This window comes from Solwaraspora sp. WMMA2080, from assembly GCF_027497395.1.
Taxonomy (GTDB): domain Bacteria; phylum Actinomycetota; class Actinomycetes; order Mycobacteriales; family Micromonosporaceae; genus Micromonospora_E.
In genome coordinates this window covers 5,263,734-5,280,336 of the sequence record NZ_CP114910.1, presented here as the reverse complement: position 1 = coordinate 5,280,336, position 16,603 = coordinate 5,263,734, and the positions used below count along the sequence as shown (strand labels likewise).

General features: G+C 72.4%; 18 protein-coding genes. 3 read left to right on the top strand and 15 right to left on the bottom strand.

Features of this window, described 5'->3' with window-relative positions; genetic code table 11:
* Window positions 1–16: 16 nt before the first annotated feature.
* From O7543_RS24175 to eno, 10 genes are all read right to left on the bottom strand, one after another.
* Window positions 17–1,054 (bottom strand): MoxR family ATPase, encoded by a 1,038-nt coding sequence (locus O7543_RS24175; protein ID WP_281551775.1) that lies wholly within the window; start codon window positions 1,052–1,054, stop codon window positions 17–19.
* A complete protein-coding gene (locus tag O7543_RS24170) occupies window positions 1,051–1,635 on the bottom strand; it encodes a hypothetical protein (protein WP_281551776.1) in 585 nt (194 codons plus the stop codon). The genes O7543_RS24175 and O7543_RS24170 overlap by 4 nt, the downstream gene beginning before the upstream one ends.
* Complete coding sequence (locus O7543_RS24165; RefSeq protein WP_281551777.1) at window positions 1,628–2,371, bottom strand: DUF4129 domain-containing protein; 744 nt, start codon at window positions 2,369–2,371, stop codon at window positions 1,628–1,630. Before O7543_RS24165 ends, O7543_RS24170 begins: the two co-directional genes overlap by 8 nt.
* A 47-nt stretch (window positions 2,372–2,418) precedes the next feature.
* A complete protein-coding gene (locus tag O7543_RS24160; protein WP_281567507.1) occupies window positions 2,419–3,156 on the bottom strand; it encodes a uracil-DNA glycosylase in 738 nt (245 codons plus the stop codon).
* Window positions 3,157–3,267: 111 nt separating this feature from the next.
* Window positions 3,268–3,975, bottom strand: coding sequence for a dienelactone hydrolase family protein (locus O7543_RS24155; RefSeq protein ID WP_281551778.1), 708 nt, complete (start codon window positions 3,973–3,975; stop codon window positions 3,268–3,270).
* 141 nt (window positions 3,976–4,116) lie between these two features.
* The gene (locus O7543_RS24150) at window positions 4,117–5,103 is read right to left on the bottom strand and encodes a Ppx/GppA phosphatase family protein (protein WP_281555714.1); all 987 of its coding nucleotides are present in this window, start codon (window positions 5,101–5,103) and stop codon (window positions 4,117–4,119) included.
* 86 nt (window positions 5,104–5,189) lie between these two features.
* Window positions 5,190–5,717, bottom strand: a complete 528-nt coding sequence (locus O7543_RS24145) for an amino-acid N-acetyltransferase (protein ID WP_281551779.1) — start codon at window positions 5,715–5,717, stop codon at window positions 5,190–5,192.
* A 9-nt stretch (window positions 5,718–5,726) separates the two neighbouring features.
* Entirely contained in the window at window positions 5,727–6,248 is a 522-nt protein-coding gene (locus O7543_RS24140; RefSeq protein WP_281555715.1) for a DUF501 domain-containing protein, read from the bottom strand.
* Window positions 6,249–6,277: 29 nt separating this feature from the next.
* Complete coding sequence (locus tag O7543_RS24135; protein ID WP_281555716.1) at window positions 6,278–6,979, bottom strand: septum formation initiator family protein; 702 nt, start codon at window positions 6,977–6,979, stop codon at window positions 6,278–6,280.
* A 139-nt stretch (window positions 6,980–7,118) separates the two neighbouring features.
* Complete coding sequence (gene eno / locus O7543_RS24130) at window positions 7,119–8,402, bottom strand: phosphopyruvate hydratase (RefSeq protein ID WP_281551780.1); 1,284 nt, start codon at window positions 8,400–8,402, stop codon at window positions 7,119–7,121.
* Between the two features lie 215 nt (window positions 8,403–8,617).
* On the opposite strand from eno, the gene O7543_RS24125 reads away from it, so the two are divergent.
* Window positions 8,618–9,328, top strand: a complete 711-nt coding sequence (locus O7543_RS24125) for a hypothetical protein (RefSeq protein ID WP_281551781.1) — start codon at window positions 8,618–8,620, stop codon at window positions 9,326–9,328.
* Between the two features lie 10 nt (window positions 9,329–9,338).
* A complete protein-coding gene (gene nudC / locus O7543_RS24120) occupies window positions 9,339–10,184 on the top strand; it encodes an NAD(+) diphosphatase (protein ID WP_281567262.1) in 846 nt (281 codons plus the stop codon).
* Here the strand turns inward: nudC and O7543_RS24115 are convergent.
* From O7543_RS24115 to O7543_RS24105, 3 genes are all read right to left on the bottom strand, one after another.
* On the bottom strand, window positions 10,170–11,786 hold the full coding sequence (locus O7543_RS24115) for a DUF885 domain-containing protein (protein WP_281567261.1): 1,617 nt from the start codon (window positions 11,784–11,786) through the stop codon (window positions 10,170–10,172). The genes nudC and O7543_RS24115 overlap by 15 nt on opposite strands.
* A gap of 349 nt (window positions 11,787–12,135) precedes the next feature.
* On the bottom strand, window positions 12,136–13,317 hold the full coding sequence (locus tag O7543_RS24110) for a Brp/Blh family beta-carotene 15,15'-dioxygenase (protein WP_281551784.1): 1,182 nt from the start codon (window positions 13,315–13,317) through the stop codon (window positions 12,136–12,138).
* Entirely contained in the window at window positions 13,314–14,018 is a 705-nt protein-coding gene (locus O7543_RS24105) for a bacteriorhodopsin (protein ID WP_281567260.1), read from the bottom strand. The genes O7543_RS24110 and O7543_RS24105 overlap by 4 nt, the downstream gene beginning before the upstream one ends.
* 239 nt (window positions 14,019–14,257) lie before the next feature.
* Here O7543_RS24105 and O7543_RS24100 point away from each other — a divergent pair, with 239 nt between their 5' ends.
* Window positions 14,258–14,854, top strand: coding sequence for a signal peptidase II (locus tag O7543_RS24100; RefSeq protein ID WP_281551786.1), 597 nt, complete (start codon window positions 14,258–14,260; stop codon window positions 14,852–14,854).
* 35 nt (window positions 14,855–14,889) lie between these two features.
* Here the strand turns inward: O7543_RS24100 and O7543_RS24095 are convergent, their stop codons facing one another.
* A complete protein-coding gene (locus tag O7543_RS24095) occupies window positions 14,890–15,918 on the bottom strand; it encodes a MazG family protein (protein ID WP_281551787.1) in 1,029 nt (342 codons plus the stop codon).
* Entirely contained in the window at window positions 15,915–16,598 is a 684-nt protein-coding gene (locus O7543_RS24090; protein ID WP_281551788.1) for a hypothetical protein, read from the bottom strand. The genes O7543_RS24095 and O7543_RS24090 overlap by 4 nt, the downstream gene beginning before the upstream one ends.
* Between the last annotated feature and the right edge of the window lie 5 nt (window positions 16,599–16,603).

The window sequence follows — 16,603 nt, the reverse complement described above, 5'->3', positions numbered from 1 at the left end:
GACACGCCGCCGCCGGTCACGGCGCCGCGCGGCGGCCGGCCGCCGCGTTGCCCGGTGGACCGTACCCGCCGCCGTAACTGGGCAGAGCGCCGCTGGCCGGGGCCGGGGTCTGCGCCAGTACCTCGCCGACCACGAACGACGGATCCACCCGACGCAGCCACATCTCCGGCCGCAGGGTGATCCGGTGTGCCAGTACGGGGGCGGCCACCTCCTTGACGTCCTCCGGCACGACGAAGTCCCGGCCGGCCAGCACCGCCTTGGCCCGGGCCAGCAGCAGCAGCGCCAGCGAACCCCGGGGCGACGCTCCGACCAGGACCGACGGGTGTTCCCGGGTGGCCGCGGTGAGGGCCACGATGTACCGGCCGATGGAGTCCTCGACCACCACGTTCTCCAGCGCCGCCTGCATGGCGCGCAGCCCGGCGGCGTCGACCACGGCGGCCAGCTCGGTCTCCTCCTGGCGGCGGGAGATGCGCCGACGCAGTACCTCCCACTCCTCCTCGTGGCTGGGGTAGCCGAACGACACCCGCAGCAGGAACCGGTCCAGCTGCGCCTCGGGAAGCGGGTAGGTCCCCTCGTACTCGATCGGGTTGGCGGTGGCCAGCACGTGGAACGGCGCCTCCAGCCGGTAGGTGACCCCCTCGACCGACACCTGCTTCTCCTGCATCGCCTCCAGCAGCGCCGACTGGGTCTTCGGCGGTGTCCGGTTGATCTCGTCGGCGAGCAGCAGATTGGTGAACAGAGGACCGGCCCGGAAGGTGAAGTCAGCGCTGCGCTGGTCGTAGAGGAACGAACCGGTGACGTCGGCCGGCAGCAGGTCGGGGGTGAACTGCAGCCGACGGAAGTCCAGCCCCAACGCCTGGGCGAACGACCGGGCGGTCAACGTCTTACCCAGCCCGGGGAGGTCCTCCAGCAGCACGTGCCCACCGGCGAGGATGCCGGCGAGGACCAGCTCCAGCGCGTCCCGCTTGCCGACCAGCACGGTGCCGACCGAGTCCAGTACGGCGTGCGCGAGCCGGCTGACCTCGGTGGTCGGGGCTGCCACCACGTCGTTCATATTTTCTCCAATTGGCTGACGAACACCGCGCAGTCCTTTGCCGACGGCTTACGCCGGGCCGGGGTGTTCAGGAAGTTCCACAGTTCGTCCCCGCAGATCTCCCGGGCCCGTTGTGGGTCGGTGGCCCGGGTCAGCCCGTACCGGTGCCGTAGCCGCTCGTCGACCAGCTCACCGAGCACCGGCAGGGTCACCTCGGCGAACCGGCCCGCGTCGCCCTGACCGGCCCGCAGCCGGCGTTCCCACCGGCCGACCGCCTCCCGCAGGCCGTCCTCGCTGCCGAAAACGTAGTTGCCGTCCTCCGGGTCGGAGCCGACCCGGCGCAGCTTGACCGGGGGCGGGGCGGCGACCGACCGTACGGTGCGGCGCAGCACCACCAACGCGAGGCAGCCGGCGAAGACCGCCTCGACCGGCACCGTCAGGCCGAACAGCCGCAGCCCGAGCAGCACGGCCGCAGTGCCGGCGGCGGCCAGCAGCAGTGCGGTCAGCCAGGACCGGACCCGGCCGGGTGCGCGACGCTCGCGGGGCGGTGCCTCCTCGTCGTGGTAGAGCAGGTCGTCGATGCTGGTCTGCGGGTCACTCACCAGCCGGCCCGCCTTCGCCGGGGCCGACCGCGGCGGTCAGCTCGGTACGCAGCCGGCGCAGCGCCCACCGCGCCTGCTCCCGGGTCCGTTCGTCGACGTCGTGCCGGGCGTAGCGGGCCTCCCGGTAGACGCCCGCGAACGCCGACAGCACCTCGGCGCTGATCTCGTGCCCGGCGAGCAGCCGGGTGACCAGATCGGTCGGGGTGTCACCAATCTGGCGCGGCGTGCCGGCCGCGGCGGCGGCCTGCTCCAGGCGTACCCAGCAGGCGATCACCGCCCGGCGCGGGTCGGCGTCGGCAGCGGAGAGCTCGACCAGACCGGCGTCGACGGCGGCGACCACTTCGGCCGTGCTGGCCGGGCCGGGCGGTGACGTGCTCCGCCGCCGGATACCGACCGGGGTCGACCGGGGTCGGCGGCGCACCACGTCGCGCAGCAGGGTCCACAGCAGCAGACCGGCGACGACCAGCACGGCGAGGCCGCACAGCGCCCCGGCGAGCAGCGGGATCCAGGATGGAAGCTGCTGCTGGTCGGCGGCGGCGAAGTCGTCCGGCGGCGGCTGGTACGTCGGTGCCGTCTGCGGCTGCTGGTAGTCCGGCAGCGCGGGTAGGTCCCGTTCCACGGCGGCGTCGGTGCGACCGACCGGCAGGGTGGAGTTCGCCGCCGCGACCGCGGTCAGCGCGAGCAGTACGGCGACGGCGGCGAGTGGCCACAGCCTGCGGATAGCCGCGGAATCCATTGCCGGCGGGTGCCCCCTCGGGTCCTCCAGTGGTCGTCTCGGCCCGGTCAATTCCGCCCCGCCAGGCGATTCACCTCGGTGAACACCTCGTCGAGCATGGCGGGCGTGAGCCGTCCGGTGAACGTGTTCTGCTGGCTGACGTGGTAGCAGCCCAGCACGTCGGGCACCGCCCCGCCGCCCGACCAGTGTGCCCCATGGCCGAACGCCGGCCGGGGTGTGGGCGGTCGTCGCCCGTACACCCCGGTCATCGCCGGCCACCAGGCCGCCCAGGCGAACGCGCCGAGCGCGACCACCACCCGCAGCGTCGGTTTCAGCAGGGCGATCTCCCGGTGCAGCCAGGGCGCGCAGGTGTCCCGTTCGGCCGGGGTGGGGCGGTTCGCCGGCGGGGCGCAGCGGACAGCGGCCACCACCCGGGTGTCCGACAGCCGCAGACCGTCATCGACGGCGACGCTGGTCGGCTGGTTGGCCAGCCCGGCGCGGTGCAGTGCGGCGAACAGCACGTCGCCGGAGCGGTCGCCGGTGAAGACCCGGCCGGTGCGGTTGCCGCCGTGCGCCGCCGGTGCCAGCCCGAGGATCGCGATCCGGGCGTCCGGCGGCCCGAAGCCGGGTACCGGACGGCCCCAGTAGGTCTGGTCCCGAAACGCCGCGCGCTTCGTCGCGGCGACCTCTTCCCGCCAGGCGACCAGGTTCGGGCAGGCCCGGCAGCCGGCAATCGCGTGGTCCAGCGTCGGCAGGTCCGGCACCCGCGCCGCCGCGCTGGTCACGTCGGCCGCGCTGGCGCTGATCACCTCGGCTGCGCTGGTCACGTCGGCTGCGGTACCGGTCACCACGGCTCCTTCCGACGTCGGTCGCCAGCGGACGACGTACCGCGAGACCGCGACCGGCCGGCCGCGGCGTCAGCCGAGTCGGGTCCGGAACATCTCCAGGGTCCGCGCCCAGGCACGCGTCGACGCGTCGTCGTCGTACGACTCCGGCCGGTCGTCGTTGAAGAACGCGTGCCGAGTGCCAGGGTAGTCGTAGACCACGCAGCCGCCGCCGGCCGCCTCGATGTAGCCCTTGGCCTGCTGGATCCCGTCGGCGGCGGAGGTGCCGTCCTGCTCCGAGCAGTGGATCATCGCCGACTTGCCGGCGTAGCCCGCCCAGTCGGGACGCATCCGCTCCCACGGCAACGCCGGGTAGAACCCGGCGGTGGCGACGATCCGCCCGGCCAGCGTGGCCGACCAGAGCGCCAGGCTGCCGCCGGCGCAGAAGCCGACTGTACCTACGGTGTCGCCCGCCGACTCGGCCCGGCCGGCGAGGTACTCGGCGGCGCCCGCGATGTCCTTGGCCGCCTGGTCCATCGCCAGGCCCATCAGCAGCCGGCGGGCGTCATCCGGCTCGGTCGCCTGTACGCCGTGGTAGAGGTCAGGGGCGAGGGCCACGAACCCCGCCTCGGCGAGCCGGTCGGCGACCGTGGTGATGTGCGGCACCAGCCCCCACCATTCCTGGATCACAATGACCGCAGGTGCGGCGCCCGCCGCGCCGCCACCCCCGGATGCCGGCGGCAGGGCCAGGTATCCCTCGCTGGTCCCGCCGTTGCTGCGGTAGCTCACCATCTCGCCCATGGGGGTCCTCCTGTCGGTCAGTCATCGTTGGCTGGCGCGCAGTGGGGCACGTGTCCGGGTAGCCTGACACGAGCCGTGGGGCCGGGGAAGGCGCGCGGAGGGTGGCGTACGCCTCTTGGTGAGCTACGGTACGTCTGCTGGTCACCGCAAACTCAGACAGATCCCGTCCAGGATGTCGTGCTCACTGGCCACCACCGACGACACGTCGGCGCGTTCCATCACGATCCGCAGCACCAGGGCACCGGCGGCGATCACGTCGGCCCGGCCCGGGTGCATCACCGGGATCCGCAGCCGCTGCCCGACCGGCATGGCCAGCAGGTCGGCGGTCACCTCGGCCACCTGGTCGTAGCTGATCCGGGCGTGGTGCAGCCTGTCCGCCCGGTAGCTGTCCAGCCGCAGCGCGATCCCGGCCACCGTGGTCACCGACCCGGCGAGCCCGACCAGCGTCGGCGGCGGGCCGGACCGGTCCGGCCCCAGCACCACCGACAACGCCTGGTCAACCGCCGCCGCGATGTCGCGTTCGGCGGCGGCGATCTGGGCGGCGGTCGGCGGATCGGCGCGCAGGTGCCGCTCGGTCATCCGTACGCAGCCGACGTCCACCGACACCGCCCGGTGCACCGTGTCAGCGCCGACGACGAACTCGCTGGACCCGCCGCCGATGTCCACCACCAGATACGGTGCCGGCGCGGTGGCCGCCAGCCCACCGACCGCCCCGGCAAAGGTGAGCCGGGCCTCCTCGTCGCCGGTCACCACCTCCGGGGTCACTCCGAGGGTGGCCTGCACCATTGCCACGAACTCGTCGGCGTTGTCGGCGTCGCGGCTGGCCGAGGTGGCGCACATCCGAACCCGCTCGACACCGTGCTCGGCCAGCTCGGCGGCGTACCCGGTGAGAGCCTGCCGGGTCCGTTCGATGGCCGCCGGGGCGAGCCGGCGGGTCCGGTCGACGCCTTCCCCGAGCCGGACAATCTCCATCCGGCGGACCACGTCGGTCAGCGGCGCGGCGACCGACCCAGCCGGCGAGCCGGCTTCCGGGGCCGAGCCGGTCCCGGATTCTGCTGGCTGCCGCAGGTCCGGCAGGTCCGCGATCAGCAACCGGACCGCGTTGGTGCCACAGTCGATGCCCGCCACCCGTGTCGCCACACCGGACACCGTACCGGGTGCGCAGCCGCTGCCGGGCCGGCGGCCGACACCGTCGGGCCCGGGTACGTCGCACGTCACCGCAGGTGCAGCAGCATCCGGGAGTTGCCGAGCGTATTCGGTTTGACCCGCTCCAACCCGAGGAACTCGGCGACGCCTTCGTCGTACGAACGCAGCAGTTGCTCGTAGACCTGGGCCGGCACCGGAGCCCCGTCGATCTCGACGAAGCCGAAGCTGGCGAAGAACCTGGTCTCGAAGGTGAGCACGAACACCCGCGCCACCCCCAGCTGACGGGCGACGGCGAGCAGCTCCGTCACGATCCGGTGCCCGATCCGCCGGCCCCGGCACTGCGGGTCGACCGCGACGGTACGGATCTCCGCCAGGTCCTCCCACATCACGTGCAGCGCGCCGCAGCCGACGATCGCCCCGTCCGCTGGCCGTTCGGCGACCCAGAACTCCTGCACGTCCTCGAACAGCGTGACCGTGGCTTTGCTGAGCAGTCGACGGTCCGGGCTGTACAGGTCGATCAGCCGGCGGATACCCCGTACGTCGCGGGTCCGGGCCCGGCGGACGACCAGCCCGGCATCGAATCCGGGATCCGTCACGCCGGTCACCTAGTCCGACTCCGGCGGCGGTACGCAGGGGCCGCCGGCCCACCAGGGGCCGATCAGCTCCCGCACCCGGTCGCCGATCGGGTTGACGCCGGGGCCGACTGCGAGCGCGTGACCCAGGTGGACGTGCAGGCACTTGACCCGGCCCGGCATGCCGCCGGCCGACACTCCGGCGATCTCCGGGACGTGGCCGATCGCCTCCCGCCGGGTCAGGTAGTCCTCGTGCGCCGCCCGGTAGTCGGCGGCGAACTGCGGATCCTCGGCCAGTTCGGCGGCGTACTCGCGCATCAGTCCGGCCGATTCGAGCCGGCTGCAGGCCGCGGTCGCCCGGGGGCAGGTGAGGTAGAACAGGGTCGGGAACGGCGTGCCGTCGGCGAGCCGGGGCACCGTCTCGACCACGTCGGGCAGCTGGCACGGGCAACGGTGGGCGACCGCCCTGGTGCCGCGGGGCGGCCGGCCGAGCTGCGCGGCGACCGCCGCGAGATCGTGTTCGTCGGCTGCTTCGCGGGTGGCCCGGTCGGGCACGGTGCCGTCGCCTCCATTCGCTGCTTCGCTCACCGGGAGATGCCCTCCGCGTCGGCGGCCTGCACGCTCGACCAGAGCGTGTCGTACCACGGGCCGGCCGGGCCGTCGCGCCCGCCGGCCGGCTCGACCGGCTCGCCCGAGTCGCGGGCGGCACCGTCCGGATCGTGCAGCACCAGCAGCGGGACCTCGCCCGGATAGACCATGTAGAACCGGCGCTTCGCTTCGATCCGGATGAAGTCCGGGTCCTGCCAGCGCTCGGCCTGCGCGTTGAGCTCGGCGATCCGCTCGCGCTGAGCCTGCTGGGCCTGCTCGATGCGGGCGATGTCGGACTGCTGGGCCAGGTAGACCCGCACCGGATAGGTGTACGCCAGCGCCAGGGCGACCAGCACCACCAGCAGCACAGTGGCCCGGCCGGTGAACCGGTTGGGCTGCGGCGCGGTGGTCCGCTTGACCGGGCCGCCGGACACCCGGCGACCAGCGGCCGGGCGGCTGGCCGGGCGACCCGGGTCACCGGTGCGGCCCGCAGCGGACCGGGGCACGCCGGATCGGGGTGCGGCGGACCGGTCGGCACCGGCCGACCGGGTCGCCCGGTTACGCTGGTCGGCCCGGGACCCGCTGTCGGAACCGGTGTCCCGGCCGGCGAGTCGCAGTGGCCCGCGCGAGCCGGACCGGCCGGGCTGTCCCGGCCGGCGGGCCGGGCCCTGACCACTCGGTGTGCGCCGTTGCGGCACCGTCGTCACACCCCTCCCCGGGCGGTTGGCTGTACGGGACCGGTTCCGGTGCGCCGGCGGCTGGTCGAACCGCCGGCGCGCCGGAACCGGTCGGACCGGGCCCGGTCACCAGGACCGGGCCGGTCGAACCGGCGGGACGCTAGGCGGAACGGTACCTCGGGAACGCGCCGGCCCCGGCGTAGCGCGCCGCGTCGGCCAGCTCCTCCTCGATCCGCAGCAGCTGGTTGTACTTGGCCACCCGCTCGGAGCGGGCCGGGGCGCCGGTCTTGATCTGGCCGCAGCCGGTGGCCACCGCGAGGTCGGCGATCGTGGTGTCCTCGGTCTCGCCGGACCGGTGGCTCATCATGCAGCGGAATCCGCTGCGGTGGGCCAGCTCGACCGCGTCGAACGTCTCGGTCAGCGAGCCGATCTGGTTGACCTTGACCAGTACGGCGTTCGCCGCCTGCTCGGCGATGCCCCGGGCGATCCGCTCCGGGTTGGTGACGAACAGATCGTCGCCGACGATCTGGATCCGGTCGCCGAGCGCGGCGGTCATCGCCGACCAGCCGGCCCAGTCGTCCTCGCCCAGCGGGTCCTCGATCGACACGATCGGGTACTCGCCGACCAGCTTGGTGTAGTAGGCGACCATCTCGTCGGAGGTCTTGCCGGCGCCTTCGAAGACGTACGCGCCGTCGCGGTGGAACTCGGTGGCGGCGACGTCGAGCGCCAGCACTATGTCGGTGCCGAGCTGGTAGCCGGCGGCACCGACCGCCTCGGCGATCAGATCCAGCGCGGCGGCGTTGGTGGGCAGGTCCGGAGCGAAGCCACCTTCGTCACCGAGGCCGGTGGCCAGGCCCTTCTTCTTCAGCACCGACTTGAGCTTGTGGTAAACCTCGGCACCGCAGCGCAGCGCTTCCCGGAAGGTCGGCGCGCCGATCGGGGCGATCATGAACTCCTGCACATCGACGTTGGAGTCGGCGTGCGCGCCACCGTTGAGGATGTTCATCATCGGCACCGGCAACAGGTGGGCGTTCGGCCCGCCGAGGTACCGGAACAGGCTCAGCTCGGCGCTGTTCGCGGCGGCCTTCGCGACCGCCAGGGAAACGCCGAGAATGGCGTTCGCGCCCAGCCCGGACTTGTCCGCGGTGCCGTCCAGATCCAGCATCTTCTGGTCGATCAGCCGCTGCTCGCTCGCCTCGAAACCGACCAACTGGTCGACGATGCGCTCCTCGATGTTGGCCACCGCCTGCTCGACGCCCTTGCCGGAGTAGCGGTTCTCGTCGCCGTCACGCAGCTCGATCGCCTCGAAGGCTCCGGTGGACGCGCCGGACGGCACTGCGGCGCGGGCGATGGTGCCGTCGTCGAGCCCGATTTCGACCTCGACGGTCGGATTGCCGCGCGAATCGAGAATCTCCCTGGCGACGATTCCCTCGATGGTAGCCACTGTGTCGCTCCTCGTGATCAAGTCCCGCAAGGCCGCGACGGTGCGGCCGACCGTTCCGGTGGCAGCGTATCGGGCGACGGTGACGCTGCGGGCGCTGGCTTCCGAAACGCGGGATGTACACGTCGGGAACCACCCGGATCCGGCATCGATCCCATTTACTGACATTGATGATAATCGGTTTGCGGCGGGTGGACAGGATCGGTCACCCTGTCACCATGCGTGCAACGGAGAACCGGTTCCGCCGCGCCGCAGCGGCCACCGCCGCCGGCACGCTGCTGCTGGTCGCCGGCTGTCAGACCATCGCCGACGCCGGCCAGACCATCCAGCCGGCCGACCTGGTCAACGAGCTGGCCGCCCGACTCGACGGAGCCAGGGCGTTGACCTACTCGGCCGAGTACCAGCTGGTCGGCGGGGCCAGTGCCAGCATCGTGCAGGCGCAGACCCCGCAACGTACCGCGTACGTCTACCCGGGCGGCAAGCTGATCGTCACCGACGAGACCACCACCGAGTGTGACACCGACGACTCCCCGCCGGTCTGCACCCTGACCAGCGGGCCGCCCCCTTCCGCCCAACCGGATCCGGAGCTGTTCACCGACGCCAACGCCGGCGGCCTGGTGACCCCACCGGTGGTGATCACGCTACTCAACGCCACCGCGCTGGATCCGGCGGCCGTGGTGAGCCAGAACGACACCACGATCGCCGGCAGACACGCCACCTGTGTGCAGGTCAGCCAGGTGCAGGGGGCGGCGGTGTCCCGGTTCGACGTGTGTGTCACCACCGAAGGCGCGCTGGGCAGCTTCACCGGGGTGGTCGATGGACAGACCGTTGAATTCGCGATAAGCCGGTACAGTGACACTGCCGACGAGACCGCCTTCACGCTCCCCCACGGAGCCCGGTCCGTCGACCGTCGACCCAGCCCGGCGTAGCGGGCCGTCCGTGGCCGACCCGGCCCCGCCCAGCCGATTCGTACCCGATGCCCGGGTGGGCCAGGGCGCCGACCCGGCCGATCCGTGTCTGGTGGTGGCCGGCCGCCGGCTGCTGGTCGGAGCCGACGGCGGACTACCGTCGGTGGCCGATCTACCGGCCGGCACCGAGTGGGTGCCGCTGGGCAGTCTGGACGGCACCCGGGTGTGGGCAGCCGGCCTGCCCGCCGTCGACGACCAGCTCGGCGGTTGGCGGAGCTGGCCGGCGATGGCCGGCGAGCTGGGTGAGCCACTCGCCGCGCTCGCCGGACGTGCCCTGCAGGTAATCACCTGGCGGCGTACCCACCGGTTCTGCGGAGCCTGCGCCACAGAACTGGTCGAGGTGCCCGGCGAGCATGCCCGCCGCTGCCCCGGCTGCGACCTGTACGTACCGATGCAGCTCTCCCCTGCCGTGCTGGCCTCGGTCACCCGCAGTCCCGGCCCCGACGGTGACGAGTTGCTGCTGGTCCGGCACACCTACGGGCCAACCGCCGTCTGGGCCCTGGTCGCCGGCTTCGTCGAGGCCGGCGAGACGCTGGAGGAGGCGGTGCACCGCGAGGTCGCCGAGGAGGTCGGCCTCGACGTGCACAAGGTGGACTACTTCGGCAGCCAGCCGTGGGCGATGTCCGGACCCGGCGTGGTGCTCGCCGGTTTCACCGCCCGCGCCGCGCCGGACGCCGAACCGGTCGTCGACGGCCGGGAAATCGCCGAGGCCCGCTGGTTCGCCCTGGACGATCTGCCGACCGAACTGCCGGCGGCGTACTCGATCTCCCGCTGGCTGATCGAACACCAGCGCGCCGGCAGGTCAGACCGGCAGTAGCGCCGGCAGGTGCCGCGGCGGCGGCGAGCCGTGCGCCAGCATCGCGTCGTGCCACTGCCGCGCCGGTACGCCGGCCGGCCGCGCCGTCGCCACCTGCGCCACCTCGGCGTAGCCCACGAAGTACGTGGACAGCTGGGTGGAGGTCAGCAGCGCCCGCCGCCACTTGCCGGCCGCCTCGCCCTCCTCCTGGAAGCCGCGGCCGGTCATCAACGCCATCGCCTCGGCCTGCGGCAGCTCCGCGCAGTGCGTCAACTGGTCCAGGATCGCGTTGATGGTCATCCGCAGCTGCATCTTCAACTGCTGCAACCGTACCGGCAGGCCGCCGAAACCGGCGTCGACCATCATCTCCTCGGCGTACACCGCCCAGCCTTCGACGAACGGCCCGGACCGGCCGACCGCCCGCACCCGGGTGGTGCCGAGGAACCGGCGGGCGTGCGCCAACTGCAGGAAGTGCCCCGGCATCGCCTCGTGCACGGTCAGGTTGCGCACCATGTGGTCGTTGTACTCACGGTAGAACGACTCGACCCGCCCGGCCGGCCAGCCCGCCGGCGTCGGTGCGATGCAGTAGAACGTCGGTACATCGGCCCGCTCCAGCACCCCCGGCGGGTCGCAGTAGGCCACCGCGACGCCCCGGGCGAACTCCGGCATCTCCTGAATGACGCACCGGTCGTCCACCATCGACACCAGATCGTGAGCGGCGACGAACTCGGTTGTCTCCCGCATCGCGGTCTGCGCCAGCGACACGATGGACGAGTCGTCCGGATGCTCGGCGGCCAACCGGGCCAGCGCGGTGCGTACCGTCTCGTCGGTGGCCGGCCCACCGGTCAGCTCGGCCGCCGCCACCCGGATCTCACCGGTCACCCGCTCCAGGTTCGCCCAGGCCCGGTCCAGTACGTCGGCGGCAGTCAGCTCGGTGTCCAGGGTGTGCCACAGCTGGGCCTCCCACAGCCGCCGGCCCAGCCGCGGATCCCGCCGGTCGACGTCGCGGTCCAGGCTGTCGCGAAGCCAGCCGGCGAACTCGTCCAACGCGAACGCCGCCTCGGCCGCCAGCGGCTCGACCTTGTCCCGCAGCCCCGGCTCCTCGGCCAGCAGCCCCGGCACCTGGTCGCGAACCAGCGCGGCGGTACCGGCGAACTGGCCGGCGGCGGTCTCGGCGTGGATAGCCGGCACGCCGCGCAGCGTCTCGCGGGCGGTGGCCAGCACGTCCGGTACGGCGCCGAGCCGCCCGGCCAGGCTGGTCAGCCGCTGCGCGGCCGACGCGAACGGGCGGGCGATCAGCCCGTGCAGTAGCGCCCCCGGGTTGTAGACCAGCGGATTCCACTCCCGGGAGCGCACCTCGGTCAGCTCGAACAGCCGCCGGTCGACCATGGCCGACAGGATGGTGTGGTCCACCCGCTCCTGGGTGGACAGCATGTCCGCGTCCACCTCGGCGAGCGCGTTGGTGGCATCCAGCAGCATCGTCGCGGTCGCGGCGACCCCGTCGACCGACAGGTCCGGCAGCCGGTCGTCGTGGCGGTGGTCGCCGGCCGACGACGCCAGAGCGGGGTCGCTGGCGAGCAGCGCGTCGATGATGCGTTCAGCCAGAGGTACGAACGACGCCATGCCACCGACCCTAGGCCATCCCACCGACGCTGTGCGTCGAGCAACCCGGCGAGTGTCCGGACCGCCGACTCCAGTTCGTCCGGTCAATACGCGGCATAGCCGAGCACCAGTCCGGGCCGAGCCGCCGGTGGTGGCGGCCCGAGCCGGGCTGCGGACAGCGAAACCGGGCGCTCGCCGGCGAGGTGGCGTTCTCACTGCTCGCCGCCGCCCTGCTGGACCGGCTCGGGGCGGTACGGGTCTCCGCGTACAGCTGCGGGTTGGCGGTGCCGATCTTCGCGCTGGCCGCGCTCGTCGCCGGGGAGGCGACCCGCTGGCGGCTACCGACGGCGGCCGAGGCGGCGGCGCTCGGCTACCTGGCGGTGATTCTGACCGTGGTGGGGTTCCTGGCCTGGTTCACCGGGCTGCGCCGGCTCGGGTGGAACGCGCCGGCATGTTCATCGGTGTGCTGCCGGTCGCCACCCTCGTCTCGGCCGCTCTGCTCGACCGGGAACCGCCGTCGGCCGGGCAGAGCGTCGGCGTACTGATCGTCGCGACCGGCCTCGCCATCGGGTTGGGTCGAGATTCGCCGGACCGACCCCCCTCCCGCCGGGTAGTCGACGCCGCGCCGGTCGAGCCAGAACACCAGCAGGGCGTGCGGCGCGGTTAACCCGGCCAACACCGCGAAACCAGTGGACAGCCCTACTTCCGGCGTGGCCGAGACGGCGAACGGCACCAGGACAACCAGTACGGCCCCGGTAGGGATCGCCGCCTGGGCAGCGAACCGCCACATTGCCGGACCGAGCCGACCGGCGGCCAGGGTGGCAGCGTTGCCGGGGTCGGCCACCAGCAGCCGGGCCACATGCCGCACCGAGTGACCCGCCGCGAAGTAGGTGCCGAACGCCCACGCGGGCGGCACCAGCACGAACACGGCGATCAGCAGCCCGAGGTATCCGGCGTCACCGCGCCGGCCAGCCCGCAGGTCGTCGACCATGGTGGCGACCACCGCCGCGCCAGCGAGCGCTACGGCAGTCACCCGGGCCTCGGTGCTCAGGAGGTACGCCGAACCGGCGCCGATGCTCTCCAGCAGCGGATCAACCTGGTCCGGCCAGAGCGTCAGCGGCAGCAGCACCGGCGGCGCTCCGTAGGCGAGCACGGCGTACGGCCGAGTCGGTGTTCGTCGCGCGTCCCGTTGCCGGTGGAACGCCTCGTCACCGGCGCCGAAATGGACCATCGCGAGGATGAGGAAGGCGACGAACGCCGGACCGGGGGCGCGGTAGCAGATCCACCAGACGAGGACTGCGAGGCAGACGTACCCGACGAGTAGACCTGCCCGTGCTCGCCATTCGTCGGCGGCGGGTTTCAGCCAGGCCGGCACCAGATGGTCAACGGCACCGTGGGGTAGGCCGAGTAACAGCCCCACCAGCAACGGCAGCGTGGAATCGGCCGTTGATGTCGGGTGGCTCAGCACCGGCAGTTGGATCAGCAGCACCGCGCCGAACGCCGGGACGACGACCCGCCCGGCACGGCGCAGCAGCCAGCGGCCGGCACTCAATGCACGACGTGCAGCGCATCCCGGTTGGCGAACAACCGCAGCCGCCCCAGGTCGAACGCGCTCCACACGATCTTCATCAGCACCGTCAGGACCACGAACACCGCCGTCGTGGTGGGCTCATCGAACACGCCGAGACCGGCTGGCCCCACCAGCCAGACCAGGGTGAAGCCGAGCCACAGGGCGCTGAGCAGCGCCGCCAACTGGTTGAAGTGAGTCCGCATGTGGTCCGGCTGCTGGGCCGCCGCTCTGCGCAGCGGCCCCCAGATCACGGCATAGTTGGCGCCGAGCGCGAGCACGCCTACGCCGTAGGCGAGGTACCGCGTGGTCGGTTCGAGCGCCAGGTCCCCGACCAGTCCGCAGAAGATCATGGGAACGCTGGTCACTACCACGAGGGCCACCAGGTCGGTCCTCCTGCCGGCCGACGCATGCGTTCCGACCAGCACCAGCGCGTAGCCGAGCAACGGGGCGGTGACGATCCAGTCGGCGTAGTACCCCCAGTGCACGGCATGGTCGCCGACCGTGGTCAGGGCGCCGCCGAGCGCCATCACCGAGTGCCAGATGGCAGACCAGATCAGGATGACGATCGCGAGCAGGTACACGGCGACCGGGACGCCCTTGGGCTCGCGCATCCAGCGGACGAAGTACAGCACGGCACCGAGCGCGACCACCACGAAGGACCACAACCACAACTGCGACACCACGAACCCTCCGCAGTCGGGAAGCCCGCCGGAACATCCTCCCAACGGTATCCCCTTGCCACGCTCTTGGTGGCCATTCGCAACATCAGCCGACCTGCCAGGTGCACCGTCCACCTAGGCTTGAGTCGTGCAGGCGGAGCCAGTGGCGTGCTCCGACCTGCCGGGCCGGGTGCGGGCGTGGGTCCGGAGAGCCTGTCGACGCGGCTGTGCACTTCCGGGCAGCGGTGGGAGAATCACCGATCATGAACGAGCAGGCCGGCACCGACGAGAGCATCCACGAACCGACCGACGGCGGTACGGCAGCACGCGCGCCCCGGCGGCAACGGTGGACCCGCCGCGCCCCATGGCTCGCCTTCGTCATCGCCGCCACGGTGCTCGTCGTCGACCAGCTGACGAAGATGTGGGCGGAGGCGACGCTGACCCGGGGCGAGCGGACCCCGCTGATCGGCGACGCCCTCGGCATTCAACTGATCTACAACCCGGGTGCCGCGTTCTCCTTTGGCGAGAACACCACGTGGATCTTCACCATCGCCGCCGCGATAGGCGTCGGCGTGACCGCCTGGTTCGCGTGGCGGGCCCGCTCCCGGGCCTGGGCAACGGCGCTCGGCCTGGTGCTGGGTGGGGCGTTCACCCATCTGCTCGACCGGCTGTTCCGGAAGCCGTCGTTCGGGCAGGGCCACGTCGTCGACTTCATCGCGTACTTCGACTGGTTCATCGGCAACGTCGCCGACATCGCGCTCTTCTTCGGCGTCGTCACGTTCCTCACCCTGGAACTGATCGGCATCCGGCTCCGCCCGGAGGTATCCGAGCCGACGACCGGTGACGGTGCCGACCGGTGACGCCACGCCACACCGCCGTCACCCGGTCACTGTCGTCACCCGGCCGCGGCGCGGACGGCGGCGGCGTACGCGAGGGCTGCCCGGCGTAACGCGCCTTCGGCGTCCAGGCCGTCGGCTCGGGCCTGCGCGACCAGCGCAAGCAACTGCGCGCCGAGCCGCGTCGACGGATCCGCCGCACCGTCCGGCTTCAGGTCGGCCGCGTCCGGCTGCGGCAGCGGTACGTCGACCCCAGCGCGTCCAGCCCGCCGCAGCACCTTGTCGGCCAGTGACAACGCCGGCTGGGCGAGCACGATCCCGTCCATCGGTGAGGCAGTGCCGCCCGCCTCGGAAGCGACACCCGACGCGGCCCGCTCGGCGGCCTTGATCCGCTCCCAGTTGTCGATGATCTCATCGACGTCGGCCACCGCGACACCGGCGAAGACGTGCGGGTTGCGGCGAATCATCTTCGCCACCAGGCCACCGGCCACGTCGTCGACGTCCCAGCGTTCACCGTCCGGCAGCTCCTGGGCGAGTCTGGCGTGCAGCACCACCTGCAGCAGCACGTCACCCAGCTCGTCGCGCAGCGCCGTCAGGTCACCGGCGGAGATCGCGTCGTACGCCTCGTAGCTCTCCTCCAGCAGATACCGCGCCAGCGAGTCGTGGGTCTGCTGCCGCTTCCACGGATCGCCGCCCGGTGAGACGAGCCGGTCGATCACCTCGACCGCGTCGAGCAGCCGGGCGCCGGGCGGATCCCAGGAGCCGTACATCAGCTCCAGCTCGGCCAGTGCGGGCTCGCGGGCCAGCCGCAGACCCAGCTGGCGGGCCAGGTCCTCGTCACCGGCCGGACCGGCCAGCCACACCGCCGTACCGTGCTCGGCGGCGGCCGCCAGCAGCGTCTCCTCAACCGACTCCGACTTCGGTGCCGGCACAGTGACAGCGCCACCGGCGACGCTGACCGCCGCGGCCAGCTCACTGTCCGCGGCGGCGAACACCGGAAACCGGCGTACGACGTCCCAGGCCTGCGCGGTGAGCAGCCCGGCCGGCAGCCGGGGCGAGGTGACCAGCAGGATGATCCGGGGATTCACTGCCGTTCGGAGACCGTGCCCGAGTCGCCGTCGCCCAGCGGGATGCCGACCGCGATCACGTTGCCCTGAGGCGCCTGGAAGCTGAGCACCGGAAACTCCAGCGGACGGTACCGCGGGTTGACCGTCACGTCCTGCTCGGCGACCGCGTCGGCGAGCGCATCGCGGGCGGCCAGCGAGGAGCGCAACTGCTCACCGTCGAGCTGGCCGGCGGCCTCCTCGTCGGTGACCTCGTCCGGGATCACCCCAGCGGCCCGGCCCTTCTCGACCAGGTCGAACAGCTCTTCCCGGGTCGGCTGCACCTGGCCGCCGGCCTGCAGACCGACGATACAGGTCCAGGCCTGCGAAGCCGTCTGCCCGTACTCCGATGCGGGCGGCAGACCCAACTGCTCCGGGGAGACCGGCTGCGCGCCGCTCGGCGCATCGAGCTGGGCGCAGACGTCGGCGAGCACCAGAGCGCTGACCACCTGCTGCCGAGTCGGCAGCGGCGGGGCACCCTGCTGGTCGGCCTGCTCGCCGAGCTGGTCGGCCATGTCGTCGATGAGGCTGGTCACCTGCTCCTCGGTGTACTGCTCGTCGCCGACGTAGGCGGCGACCCCGGGCTGCGACCGACAGGCGGACAGTGCGGCGACCCCGACCAGGGCAATGACGGTGATCGACGCCAGACGACGGACACGCTGCATGGACG

Bases quoted from the DNA above. Each gene is read 5' to 3' on its own strand.
- O7543_RS24175 (WP_281551775.1), bottom strand. From the start codon at position 1,054: ATGAACGACGTGGTGGCAGCCCCGACCACCGAGGTCAGCCGGCTCGCG.
- O7543_RS24165 (WP_281551777.1), bottom strand. From the start codon at position 2,371: ATGGATTCCGCGGCTATCCGCAGGCTGTGGCCACTCGCCGCCGTCGCC.
- O7543_RS24155 (WP_281551778.1), bottom strand. From the start codon at position 3,975: ATGGGCGAGATGGTGAGCTACCGCAGCAACGGCGGGACCAGCGAGGGA.
- O7543_RS24125 (WP_281551781.1), top strand. From the start codon at position 8,618: ATGCGTGCAACGGAGAACCGGTTCCGCCGCGCCGCAGCGGCCACCGCC.
- O7543_RS24115 (WP_281567261.1), bottom strand. From the start codon at position 11,786: ATGGCGTCGTTCGTACCTCTGGCTGAACGCATCATCGACGCGCTGCTC.
- O7543_RS24100 (WP_281551786.1), top strand. From the start codon at position 14,258: ATGAACGAGCAGGCCGGCACCGACGAGAGCATCCACGAACCGACCGAC.
- O7543_RS24090 (WP_281551788.1), bottom strand. From the start codon at position 16,598: ATGCAGCGTGTCCGTCGTCTGGCGTCGATCACCGTCATTGCCCTGGTC.